General features: G+C 44.7%; 12 protein-coding genes. 3 read left to right on the plus strand and 9 right to left on the minus strand.

The window, feature by feature from the left end:
- Positions 1-132 precede the first annotated feature (132 nt).
- Positions 133-864 (plus strand): Crp/Fnr family transcriptional regulator, encoded by a 732-nt coding sequence (locus tag A9E74_RS12625; RefSeq protein WP_069296967.1) that lies wholly within the window; start codon positions 133-135, stop codon positions 862-864.
- 6 nt (positions 865-870) lie between these two features.
- Here the strand turns inward: A9E74_RS12625 and A9E74_RS12630 are convergent, their stop codons facing one another.
- The 6 genes from A9E74_RS12630 to tpx all read right to left on the minus strand — a co-directional run bounded on the left by A9E74_RS12630 (position 871) and on the right by tpx (position 6,695).
- A complete protein-coding gene (locus A9E74_RS12630) occupies positions 871-1,482 on the minus strand; it encodes a nucleotidyltransferase family protein (protein ID WP_069296968.1) in 612 nt (203 codons plus the stop codon).
- Between the two features lie 8 nt (positions 1,483-1,490).
- Positions 1,491-2,483 carry an XdhC family protein gene (locus A9E74_RS12635; RefSeq protein ID WP_069296969.1) on the minus strand — a complete coding sequence of 331 codons (993 nt, stop codon included), beginning with the start codon at positions 2,481-2,483 and terminating at the stop codon, positions 1,491-1,493.
- Positions 2,484-2,485: 2 nt separating this feature from the next.
- On the minus strand, positions 2,486-4,804 hold the full coding sequence (locus tag A9E74_RS12640) for a xanthine dehydrogenase family protein molybdopterin-binding subunit (RefSeq protein WP_069296970.1): 2,319 nt from the start codon (positions 4,802-4,804) through the stop codon (positions 2,486-2,488).
- On the minus strand, positions 4,801-5,265 hold the full coding sequence (locus tag A9E74_RS12645; RefSeq protein WP_069296971.1) for a (2Fe-2S)-binding protein: 465 nt from the start codon (positions 5,263-5,265) through the stop codon (positions 4,801-4,803). The genes A9E74_RS12640 and A9E74_RS12645 overlap by 4 nt, the downstream gene beginning before the upstream one ends.
- A gap of 145 nt (positions 5,266-5,410) precedes the next feature.
- On the minus strand, positions 5,411-6,058 hold the full coding sequence (locus tag A9E74_RS12650) for a hypothetical protein (RefSeq protein WP_069296972.1): 648 nt from the start codon (positions 6,056-6,058) through the stop codon (positions 5,411-5,413).
- 142 nt (positions 6,059-6,200) lie between these two features.
- Complete coding sequence (tpx, locus tag A9E74_RS12655) at positions 6,201-6,695, minus strand: thiol peroxidase (protein ID WP_069296973.1); 495 nt, start codon at positions 6,693-6,695, stop codon at positions 6,201-6,203.
- Positions 6,696-7,008: 313 nt separating this feature from the next.
- On the opposite strand from tpx, the gene A9E74_RS12660 reads away from it, so the two are divergent.
- Together A9E74_RS12660 and A9E74_RS12665 are read left to right on the plus strand one after the other, a co-directional pair.
- Positions 7,009-7,623 carry a cytochrome b gene (locus A9E74_RS12660; RefSeq protein WP_069296974.1) on the plus strand — a complete coding sequence of 205 codons (615 nt, stop codon included), beginning with the start codon at positions 7,009-7,011 and terminating at the stop codon, positions 7,621-7,623.
- 236 nt (positions 7,624-7,859) lie between these two features.
- On the plus strand, positions 7,860-9,986 hold the full coding sequence (locus A9E74_RS12665; protein ID WP_069296975.1) for a molybdopterin-containing oxidoreductase family protein: 2,127 nt from the start codon (positions 7,860-7,862) through the stop codon (positions 9,984-9,986).
- A gap of 48 nt (positions 9,987-10,034) precedes the next feature.
- Here A9E74_RS12665 and A9E74_RS12670 read toward each other — a convergent pair whose 3' ends face one another.
- The 3 genes from A9E74_RS12670 to A9E74_RS12680 are packed head-to-tail and all read right to left on the minus strand — an operon-like array spanning position 10,035 to position 12,437.
- A complete protein-coding gene (locus A9E74_RS12670; protein ID WP_069296976.1) occupies positions 10,035-11,384 on the minus strand; it encodes a TolC family outer membrane protein in 1,350 nt (449 codons plus the stop codon).
- A 16-nt stretch (positions 11,385-11,400) separates the two neighbouring features.
- Positions 11,401-11,967, minus strand: coding sequence for an OmpA family protein (locus tag A9E74_RS12675; protein WP_069296977.1), 567 nt, complete (start codon positions 11,965-11,967; stop codon positions 11,401-11,403).
- A complete protein-coding gene (locus tag A9E74_RS12680; RefSeq protein WP_245652164.1) occupies positions 11,964-12,437 on the minus strand; it encodes a FecR family protein in 474 nt (157 codons plus the stop codon). The genes A9E74_RS12675 and A9E74_RS12680 overlap by 4 nt, the downstream gene beginning before the upstream one ends.
- Between the last annotated feature and the right edge of the window lie 194 nt (positions 12,438-12,631).

Here is a 12,631-nt window from a genome sequence, read left to right on the forward strand (position 1 = left end):
CCTTTGACACTGTCCGATTCTCGGATGGTGTCTTTTTTTTGGGTGGCTATATATATATTAGATTGACTTCGGATTTTTCCGGGGTATATTTCATCACCATCATAATTTCTTTGTGGATATTAAAGGACGCTTATGAGTTCAACTTTGCCTGACAGTTGTATTGTTCATCAATTTTCAAAATTTGCTGATCTTAATGAACATGAAATCAACCTATTGAAGGCATTGGAAAAAGATCCTCGTAGTTATGAGGCCGATCAACCCATGGCAATTGAAGGCGGAAAGGCGGAACGGTTTTTCACACTTCAGTCAGGCTGGGCTTGCGCGACCCGAACCCTTGCAGATGGCCAGCGCCAGGTGTTGGATATTTTTCTGCCAGGGCAAATCCTTGGTCTACGAGAAATCAGTTTTGATCGAAACCTTTCCGAGTTTCGAACTTTGACAGAAGTGAAAGCCTGCCCGTTTCCACGACAGCGCTTGACGGAGATCTTTGATCAAGCACCACGCTTGACGGATTTATTCTTTTTAATTCTTGCTCGTGAACAATCAATGCTCATTGAACGAGTCATCAATATAGGCCGTCGTAGTGCGGTAGAGAGACTGGCGCATTTTATTGTGGAAATGAAAGTCAGGCTGAACGTTGATACCGACAAGTTCGTGCTGCCTATGAATCAAACCATCATTGGCGACACCTTAAGTTTATCTTCCGTACATGTCAGCCGAACCTTTAAAGTATTGCGTGACCAAGGCTTGCTTGAGTCTAATAACGGCGATATTCATATTCTTGATCTGGATGGCTTAATTGAAATATCCGGTTTTGATCGAAATTATTTAGACAGCCATTCTAACTGGGCCAGACAAGACTAATTACTATCAGCTGCTTTTTTCTATTCGATTAATATCCTGCATACAATCAATATCTATCAATACACCTGATTGATTAGTGTCGACTTTTTGGATGAATTCAGCATCGCGCTGAAGCAGCTTTTTGGCACCAGAATCACCCTCCTGTGCCAACAACTCATCTTTGTACAGACGATTCAACCCAACAGGATGGCCACGCTGTCCATCAAAATAGGGGGCCGTAATCAGGGCACCCAATTTCAGGTTTTGATATACCTGATTCAGCACTGAAAATGGGATTAATGGCATATCTGCCAACCCAATCATCCAACCACTCGATTCAGAATTGGCCTTGATAGCCGCACTGAGACTATGCCCCATCCCCAGAGCAGCATCGCGGCATTCAATCAGGTTAATATTTTTATGCTGTTTTTCGGCAAAGTCCATAATGGTTTGTCGTAACGGCGGTGTGTCCGTTCTTATAACGACAGATATTTCATCAAATAACAAAAACCATGACTGCAGAGTGTGTTGGATCAGCGGCTGACAGTCACCCTCGATGGTTAACTCATACAACAATTTGTCTGAGCCGAAGCGGGAAGACATGCCAGCGGCTAGAATAATCCCTGCCGGTTCAGACATCGTTGATTTCAACTACAAACTGATTGAATTTCAGCAGTCTCATTTACGGCCTTAACAAGATGAATGCGTCTTAATTCAATAAGCTCAGCCAAGATAGCAATAGCTATTTCCGGTGGTGTGCGACTGCCAATCGGCAAGCCAACAGGGCCATGCAAACGCTCAATTTCGCCTGCAGATAAATCAAACATCGCCAAACGTTTACGGCGATTGGCATTGTTCTTTTTGCTGCCCAAAGCACCAACATAAAAGGCAGCAGATTTCAGTGCTTCCAACAACGCCATATCATCAAGTTTCGGATCGTGCGTCAAAGCTACAATAGCCGTGTGTGCATCAGGCTGCATCGCCAACACAGCATCGTCCGGCATCATATTGAGCAGCTCTACGTTCGGCACATCCCAGCTTTCAATCATCGCATCACGCGGCTCACACACAGAAACTTGATAGTCCAGCGCTTGTGCCATATTCGCCAGATATACAGAAGTCTGTCCTGCACCAATAATCAATAAACGCCATCTCGGGCCATACACAACGGAGAGTTGCTGATCGGTAATTTGCACTGTCGGATCAGTCACTTTGGCATCGCTACACTGGGTTTGTAATGAAGCAATCTGCAAATCTCGTTTTATCAAGCGATGATTGTTAATAGCATTAAGTATTTCATCTACCCAAACGGTGTTTTTGACCGGTTCGATAATCAATTCCAGTGTTCCACCACACGGCAGGTTGAAGCGTTGTGCTTCTTCGCGGGTCACCCCATAAACCATTAATTTTGCCTGCTGCGTGGGTAATTCTCCTGACTGAGCTTTATCTACCAGATCATCTTCGATACAACCACCGGAAACCGAGCCAACTAACACACCATCTTCTCTGAGCACCAATAGTGCACCCGGTTGACGAGGGCTGGAACCGAAGGTTTTCACCACGGTTACCAGCCACACGTTCAAATCGGTTTCCAACCATTTCTGCAGGGTTTTAAAAACCGATAAATCAACACTGTCCATAATCAGCTTTCCAATTGATAACGGATGGGCAAGTCACGAATACGTTTGCCTGTCGCAGCGAAAATGGCATTACACAAAGCCGGTGCTATTGGTGGCAAACCGGGTTCGCCTACGCCGCCTAATGGCGTGTCGAAATCTTCCGATGGTAACAAGTGCACATGAATTTCACGGGGAGACTCATTCATTCGGGTGACTTGATAACCGTCAAAGTTATCTTCTTGTACGGCCCCGTCTTTAAAACTGATTTCTCCAACCATTGCCAGGCTGACACCCATAATGCAGGCACCTTCCATTTGCGAACGGATCCGTTCCGGATTTACTTGCGGGCCACAATCCACGGCAATATCGATTCTCGGAATGCTTAAATCACCATCTTCAGAAACTTCAACCTCAACTATTGCCGCCGTATAGGTAACAAAGCTGTAATGTGTCGCCAATCCCAATCCTCTACCAGCTGGTAAATCACGTCCCCAATTGGCTTTTTCGCAGACAGCTTCCACCACCCGGCGTAATCTTCCGGTATCCAGCGGATAAGCTTCCGGTGACTCGCCATAGTTCCACTCATCTTTCAGTTCAATCGGATCAATTTTTCTGGCTGGACCAATCAGCTCCAGTAAAAATGCTTTGTGATCCTGATCCAGTTCGTTGGCCATTTCAGCGATAAATGATTGGATAGCAAAGGCTCGGGGAATATTGGCTACCGAACGGAACCAACCGATACGGGTATGGGCTTTGGCGGCAGGATTTTCCAGTTGAATATTATCGATAGCAAAGGGAATATTCATCACCCCCATGCCCAGCTCGATCGGCATTTGATGCTCCGAAGCAGCATCAAAAGTTGAAGATATTGATGGGGCAACAGTACGATGCAACCAGGCTGTGGTTTTGCCCTGCTCATTTACTCCGGCCTCAAGATGCTCTATTGAAACTGTATGAAGATAACCGTTATGCAAATCGTCTTCACGACTCCAGGTTACCTGAACTGCTCGTCCATCCATCGCTTTTGATAATAAAGCGGCTTCGACAAGATAATCAGGTTTGGATTTTCGCCCGAAACCACCGCCCAATAGAGTGACATGGACGGTAACATCATCCGATGACATATCCAGCCATTTGGCAACGGTATCTCTACCTGCCTGTGCGGCCTGTGTCGGCGCCCAGACTTCACACTTGCCATCCTGAATTCGGGCTGTAGCAACTGGAGGTTCCATCGGAGCCTGGGATAAATGCGGGACGTAATAATCTGCCTTAAAGGTCTTATCGGCAGATTCCATGGCTTTAGTAATATCGCCGGTACTGCGCAGCACTTTGCCACCAGATTTTGAGCCCGCTTCCAGCATTTTCTGGCGATATTCGTCAGAGTTGTAGCTGACGTTTTCTCCATGATCCCACTCTATTTTCAGTTTTTCACGACCTCGCATTGCAGCCCAGGTGTTTTCTGCAATAACGGCAATCCCACCTAAAGGATTGAAAATTGCCGGTGGCGGACTACCTTTCAATGTGACCACTTTAATCACACCGGGGACCTTCATTGTCTCACTATCATCAAATGACTTAACTTTGCCGCCATAAACTGGCGGGCGAGCAATAACGGCATACGCCATGCCATCCAGCTGAATATCTATGCCGTAAATTGCTTTGCCGGTGACAATGTCCTCACCATCAATTAATTTGGTGGATTGTTTGCCGATATAGCGAAATTGATCCGCAGTTTTTAACTGCAGTTTTTCCCGTTCTGGCACATCTAGTTGTGAAGCGGCTTTCGCTAACTCACCATAACCCAGCGTTTTACCGGAAGGGCGGTGCTTGATTTGATGATTTTCAGCAAACACCTCGTCAACACTCACACCCCAATGTGCTGCGGCAGCCGCTTCCAGCATCATTCTGGCAGCAGCACCGACATTACGCATCGGCATAAAGAAGTGTCTTACGCTACGTGATCCGTCGGTATCCTGATTGCCGTAACGTTCTTCATCACCTGGTGCCTGAATAACCTTTACTCGACCCCAATCTGCTTCAAGTTCATCAGCAACCACCATTGGTAAACTGGTCCGCACGCCTTGCCCCATCTCTGATCGGTGAGAAACGATAGTCACGGTACCGTCTTCAGCAATTGCTACGAATATCAAAGGATTGTCCACCCAGCCATTTGGCATGGCGTCGCGACCATATTTGGGTGCTTCTTCACCTTCTGCAAAACCGACAAACGGCATACCCACCGCTAAAACAAAGCCGGTTAATGCAAAACCCTTCAATAGATTTCGACGACTGATATTGGTGATTTCAGTTTGTAAAGTTTCATTTTTAAGGGGCTTATTCATTGTGCGTCTCCACTTTTAGTGGCAGCCAATTTTATGGCATCACGGATCCGGTTATAGGTGCCACAGCGACAGATATTGCCACTCATCGCATTATCAATATCCGTATCACTGGGGTTGCTATTAGTACGTAACAAAGCTGTGGCTGAAACCACTTGGCCTGACTGACAATATCCACATTGGGGTACTCCCAGCTCCACCCAGGCTTGCTGTATCGCGCGGCCAACTTTATCTTCACTGACCGCTTCTATCGTAGTGATTTGTTTATCTTTGGCTGCACTAATTGGGGTGGAGCATGAACGGATGGGTTGTCCGTCGAGCATCACGGTACAAGCACCACATAATGCTTTACCACAACCAAATTTAGTGCCGGTCAAGCCCAGCACATCGCGTAAGGTCCAAAGAATCGGCATTTCTTCAGGCAAATTGACTTCATGACTTGCGCCATTGATCGATAATTTCATTGTGCTGTTCCTATGTGATCTAAAACTGAAAGGCCTACTCTGGCCCATTTGTAGCTGATAACGCTATCAGCTAAAGATTATCGTTTGATTAAGGACATTTACATTTAACAAAAAATGCCAATGTCATGGTCTAAATTTTGCTGAACTATGATCTAGTCACTATTGATTCAACCATACCATTCACAATCCGTGCAGCACCCTCTGTTTTGGTGCCCCTGAAGGTAGATACTAACAGCTTGGCTTCGTTATAAGCGGTATCGATTTCCTGGCGAAACAATTCTCGAAAACGTTTACCCCCCATAACAAAAGATCCGTGTTGTTGGGTGATTTGTTCAAAGATCTGGCTTTCCGTGACGTTATGATTTTGTACGATCAGCTGACCAGCCAATCGACTGAAAACGGGGACGGCCATCACAAAGGTAATCAGCTTATTTACTTCACGAGGGTTTCGCTGTTTCCAATATTGCGCATAAGAAGAAATTTTGCGAAAGGTTCGCCAATCAACATCGGATAAATGGCTTATTGGTCCGGAGGGCTGAGCACCATTGAACAAATGCTCCAGATCTACGCAAAACGCATGATAATCTGGCAATGCCGCGGAGGCTAACTGTGTAGCAATATTGGCAATATCCGCCTCCAACTCTTCACGCGGCGCTAATGTTCTGTCAAAAAAAATAACTGCCGAATGATATTGCAAGGTTTTGCTGTCCTGCCAAAAGCGAATCGCTTTCAGCTTTGGATGAAACTCCGCAATGACTGCCACTGATGCAAAAAGTTGATCTAATGTATCCATATCACCCAATCATTGACCGAGATAGTGCTATCAATACGTTGTGGGACAGAAAATCGCAAAAAATGTTCGAAAATAGTTTATGTCACCCATAAAAAACCCGGCTTAAATGCCGGGTTTTATCAGTTTTAAGCACGCAAGGTAATTACTTCAAAATGTTTAATGCTGCTTCATAATCAGGTTCATCAGCAGTTTCTGCGACCTGCTCGGTATAAATGACTTTACCATTTTCATCGATAACAACGACAGAGCGTGATAACAAACCTTTCAAGGGTCCAGTTTTGGCTGTCACGCCATAGTCTTCACCAAAACTGGAACGAAAGGCTGAACCTACCTCAACATTTTCCAGACCTTCGGCCCCGCAGAAACGCGCTAAAGCAAAGGGTAAATCTTTTGATATACAAATGACCGAAGTATTCTCGATTGCCGTCGCTTTTTTATTGAACTGACGAACGGACATTGCACAGGTATCAGTGTCAATAGAAGGAAAAATGTTTAGTACAATCCGGCCCTTTATATCTGCCAAATTCAGATCTGATAAATCGCCTTTGACCACCGAAAAGTCAGGCGCTTTATCACCCACTTTTGGCAAATTGCCGACTGTCTCAAAAGAATTACCTTTTAATGTTACTGTTGCCATGATGTTTCTCCAGAGTTAGTTTCAAACAGATCAGCGAGCCTACACCCAAGCGACTAGAAGTCAAATCCGCTTAAGCCGCTGATGAAAAATATTTCGCAGCTTTTTTAAATCACTTGCGTGATTTAATCTCTAAAAGTGGCTGAAATAAACCACCCAAACACCTTCTAAATTTATTACCTTAACAAAATCAATGACCTATATTTTTCGGCAGGTTTATTTAATGGGGAACTCATCGTGATAAAAACCATCTTCATAGTAGGATAACATCCCAAAACCTACCTTAATCTCAATTAAAACAAATAAAGGAGTGAGAATGGCTGATAACTTACGAAATAGCCGTGAGCGTTACGGCAAGGTAGCCCAATGGCTACATTGGATAATGGCTTTTTTAATTTTAGCGACTTACATCGCCATCTATTACCGGGCCTGGTTTACTGAACCAAGAACACCACCAAGTTCAATGGCATTACAGATCCATATGTCTTTGGGTTTTTACCTTTTCACTTTAGTCATACTTAGATTGATCTGGAAATTGACGAATAATAGCCCCGATCCTGTGGCCGGGCCTGCCTGGCAGCAAGCTTCTGCCCGCTGGACGCATAGACTGTTCTATGTTTTTCTGTTGTTGATGCCAATCACCGGTTATATCTTTGCGGGACTTGGTAATGAATTTTTCTACAACACTCCGATAGCTTTTGAATTGATACCCAAATTTTCTGATACCCAGGCTTTTCAGGCAATTGTAGTAAATGGTTTTGGCATTTCAGATGAGGCTTGGCGCAATGCTAGAGAGCCTTTTAAGGATTTTCATGTAATTGTTGGGGGAATCGTATTGGTAGCCCTGTTTGTATTACACATCGGTGCGGCGCTTTATCATCAATATGTATTACGTGATGGCACCTTGCACAGAATGACTCGCCAAGATTAATTGATGTTTTCATTCGCCACCGTTCAATGGTGGCGAATGACTTCAAACCAAAATTCGCTCACTCTGCTTCAACTAAAATTCTCTAGACCACAAAATTTAAATTAGCGTGAAATCTCCAATGTAAACAATTCGCTATACGTCAGAGGTTGTATTTTATTACGACGGGCAAAATTCCCGTTATTGTCTGGTGTATAGTCGAAAAATCTTGTTTACGATGAATTCGGGAGGCAACATCTATGGCCAGCGTACTGAAAACCACTCACCACGGCGGTTGCCCACATGATTGCCCTGACACCTGTTCGATGGTCTACGAAGTCGAAAATGGCAAACTGATCTCGGTTCGTGGCAACCCTGAACATCCTATGACGCGAGGTGGCTTATGCGTCAAACTCAAAGACTACGAAAAACGTCATTATCATCCCGAACGTGTTTTACATCCCATGCGGCGTGTTGGACCGAAAGGCAGCGGTCAATTTGAGCAAATCAGTTGGGAGGATGCATTAACGGAAATTACTGATCGCTGGAAAGCCATTATTGATGAATATGGTCCTCAGGCCATTATTCCTTACAGTTATCTCGGTAACCAAGGTTTGGTTCACGGTCTGAATGGTGGCGATGCATTTTTTAACAAAATGGGTGCCACCGTCTGCGAACGTACATTTTGTGGCGAAGGCTCATGTACAGCCTGGCTGTTAACTGTTGGACCAACTGCAGGCGTAGATCCTGAAAGTTTTATTCATTCAAAATACATCATCATTTGGGGCTGTAATTCCGTCAGCACTAACCTGCATCACTGGCATATTGTTAAAGAGGCCCAGAAGCGTGGCGCCAAAGTCGTTGTGATTGATCCTTATAAATCCAAAACAGCTAAAGAAGCAGATTGGCATATCAGTCCTCGACCAGGAACCGATGGTGCATTGGCGATGGCGATGATGCACACCATTATTGAAGAAGGCTTGCAGGATCAGGAGTATGTTGATAGTTATACCATTGGGTTTACTGAATTAGCCGAGCGAGCTAAACAAAGAACTCCAGAATGGGCAGAAGAAATTACCGGAGTAAGCGCTCACGACATTCGCCAACTTGCTATGGAATTTGCTACCACCCAACCAGCTGCTATTCGTCTTGGTGTGGCTTTGGAGCGTAACTATGGTGGCGGCCAAGCTATTCGAGCAATTAGCTGTTTACCGGCTCTGGTCGGAGCATGGCGGCATGTTGGTGGCGGTGCATTACAATTCCCAGTATGGGAACACCCTTATAAATTTGATGTTATCTGTCGCCCGGATTTGATTCCGGAAGGTACTCGAGTCATTAATGCGATTCAGATTGGTCGAGCGTTAACCAATGAAATGGATCTGGATATTCCGATCAAATCCATGATGTGTTGGAATGCCAATCCCGTTACTCAGGCAGCTGAAACAGACAAAATTGTGGCCGGGCTGATGCGCGATGATTTGTTTCTGGTTTCAGCCGAGCATTTTCTATCTGATACCGCTTCTTTTGCCGATATTGTGTTGCCTGCCTCAATGGGCGCTGAACTGGAAGATATGGTGTTGTCCTGGGGGCATCTCTATCTCACTTATAATGCAAAATGTGTTGATTCGCCAGGTGAAGCCCTTCCTAACAACGAAATCTTCCGTCGTCTTGCCGCGAAAATGGGTTATGAAGAAGAAAATTTCAAATGGACGGATAGTGAATGTTTGGAAAATTATGTTGATTGGGACTCTCCGGCCTGTGAGGGCATTGATTTAGCGTTCCTGCGTGAACATGGTTATGCACGGCTCAATGTTGGTACAAAAGACAATCGTGCGCCCCACAAAGCCGGTAATTTCCCAACGGCTAGTGGTAAGTGTCATTTCCGGATTGATGATGCAACCAATTTTGTTGCCGGACCTTTCAGACAAATGTATGACGGTTTTCAGCCAGGTGAACCACTGGATAGCCTGCCAGATTATGTGGCTTCAAGAGAAACCCCACAGACAAACCCTGAACTGGCAAAACGATTCCCGTTAAATATTATTTCACCGAAAAGCCATGGCTTTTTAAATTCCTGTTACGCCAATATGGATAACAAACTTAAAGCGCAAGGTGATCAATTCGTGATGATTAGTGCTGCAGATGCAGATTTACGGCAAATTCAGCACGGTGATAATGTTCGGGTATTTAATGATCGGGGAGGATTTGATGCTAAAGCTCAGATCACAGAAGATGTGGGCCAGGGCATTGTGGTGGCAACTTTAGGTTATTGGCGTCAGCGTAATAATGGCACCGTGAACTGCGTTAGTTCTGCAGAATTTGTTGATATGGGACATGCCCCAACTTTTACCGATAACCTGGTACAAGTAGAGCGGATCGTTCAATAGAGCAAACCAAACAAAAGGACGGATAATTAAGTTATCCGTCCTTTACTTTTATTGTGTAGCTTCGTTGTTTTGACTGGCAACGGTTAATGCTTCTTCACGCTGCTCTATAGCCATTGTTTCCAGCAACTTACCCATAGACTGCATCAGCCAATAACATGCATAAATACGGTCATAATATGCTTCGGTATAGGCAATTCCTGAGCTTAACAGCTCATTCTCGCTGTCGAGTAAATCCAGCAGCGTACGTTGACCAATACGAAACTGAGCCGCATAGGCTTCGCGAGTTTTCTCAGCTGCTTCAACCCGTTGTTTTAGGCCCGGTAAGCGGCGTTCTGCATTTTCAAGCGCATTCCAGGCTAAACGAACATCCAACTCGATTTCACGTTGTGCACGATTAATCAGTTCTTTTTGCTGCTCGCTTAAATGTTCAATTTGTTCAATCCGAGCTTTATCTGCTCCGCCGTTCAGCAAGTTATATTGCAGGCGAAACATCGCATAAAGTCCTTTGTCATGGCCCGGCTCACCATCCAGATTGTTATTTGCTGATGCGCCTAAATCCAGATCTACACGTGGATGGAAAGCTGATTTTGCTGCATTTTCCTGTGCCAACGAAGCTTCATGGTTCGCTAGTGCTGTACGCAGAGTAGGATGTTGGTTGTAAGCAATTTTAACGGCATCATCCAATGTTGCTGGAGCTTGGTCACAGCAGCCATCACCGGGATTAGTGATGTTTTCCGGCATAGTTCCAACTACCCGCTGGAAGTTGGTTCTGGCATCCTCAACATTGCCGATTTGTGACTCAAGATTCGATTGCGACAATGCTAATCGAGCCTGCGCCTGATCCACATCTGCCCGGCGACCCACCCCACTATCAGAGCGTTGCTCTATTTGTGAAAAAATGGTTTGGTGAGATTCCAAGTTGGTTTGGGTCAACACTAGAAGATCTTGACGGCGTAGTACATCGAGATAAGCACCAATTGCTTGTAAACTTCGCCGCTCGGATATATCAGTCACCGCAAAACCTGCGGATTCAGCTGAAGCAGTGGTGCGGTCTACTTCGCTTTTTGTATAAAAACCATCGTAGAGCATTTGTCTGGCTGTAATACTCGCCTCACCACGTGTCAAACTTTCACTGCCAGGGCGTGTAGCGGGATTCTTGGTATATTCGCGACCATAGCCAAGATTCAAATCAACTCGCGGAGCATAACCTGCTCGAGCTTGATCAATTGTTTTATCAACACTCAAACGTCGATTAGCTTCGGCCAGAATTTCCGGGTTGCTTTGAATCGTTTGTTCGACGGCTTGAACCAAAGTCTGCGCCATAACCGGTGAATGAAATGCAGTTATGCCTGTAAATAGAGAAGTGCAAAGCGCCAATAATTTAAATTGTTTGTTCATCTGTCTAACACTCCAATCAGCGAACGTCTATTTCAACACGTCGATTTCTTTCTTCAGCAACTTCATCGGCAGTCTCGATTAACAGCTCTGATTCGCCCATACCTTTGGTAGTAATAATATTTTCGGGAATGCCGCGACGGATAAGCTCTTGGCGAACCCGTTCGGCCCGACGCTCTGACAAACCAATATTGTATTCTTCAGAACCCATCGTATCAGTATGTCCGATAACTATCGCCTCAGCAATTTGTCTGGCTCTTACTTCATCAAATACTTTTTGAGCAGCTATTTCCGATTCAGGTGTGAAAGTGCTGGTATCAAAAATGAAATATAAACGCGCTCGATAAGGCTCACGTGGCAATGCCGCGATTGCCGGCTCCATTTCAGGTTCAGGTTCAACTGGTAGGGCACAGAAAGGCGATTCACCCTCGGCTAACTCAACAGGTACCTCTATTTGCTCGCGCATTTCTGAAGTAGGTGTTTTCGACCCGAGTGTATTGACCGCGCTGCTATAAGCGCTACAGCCAGACACTACGGTTACAATTATTAATAAAAATATAGTTCGGAATATATTTGTCAGCATCATGGCGCTTCTTTAGTAAGTGGATCGACTTTAACCGATAATGTTGAGCATGTAGCTGTCAGCGTTGACGTTGGGGTATGTACTTTAACGGATTGTGAATCTTTCGCGGCTAACTTTCCACCAACAACCGCCAAAGTGCCATTTTTTAGAGATAAATCAGCCCGCCCTAATTGCGTTTTACTATCAAACTGATAGTCATCAATAGAGAAACTGGTATCAGGTCCTGCGCCAATACGGGTATCGTCGCTAAACAAAATTCCTACGCTGCTATTTTGTTTGGTCTGCAACTTATCAGCAATAAAAACTTCATCCCCTAAAGCCAAGTTTATTAGCTCGCCTTCTGCGCGAAGCAGCTGCACTTTTCCGAGCATTGTTTTTACAACTCCCACACTTTGCGCAAATATTGCTGTGGGAAACAACAAAGATAATGGAAATAGCGCTAAAACTATTTTTTTGGACATCATATTCTTCATAACCATCCATTGGTTAAACCAGACTAATATCATTTTAAGTTTTATTTTCAATAAGCCTTAAAACCATCATTGCATGGCATCTGACGAAATAAAACCTTAACTATTACATTAAAACACGTGGTAAATGTAATCACCAACGACAAAGACAACTCTGTCACGTTTTTTTCAGCTTGACCATCCTTAAACGCAAAAAA

Origin of the sequence: Methylophaga muralis (assembly GCF_001720165.1) — a bacterium.
GTDB classification, from domain to species: Bacteria; Pseudomonadota; Gammaproteobacteria; order Nitrosococcales; family Methylophagaceae; genus Methylophaga; species Methylophaga muralis.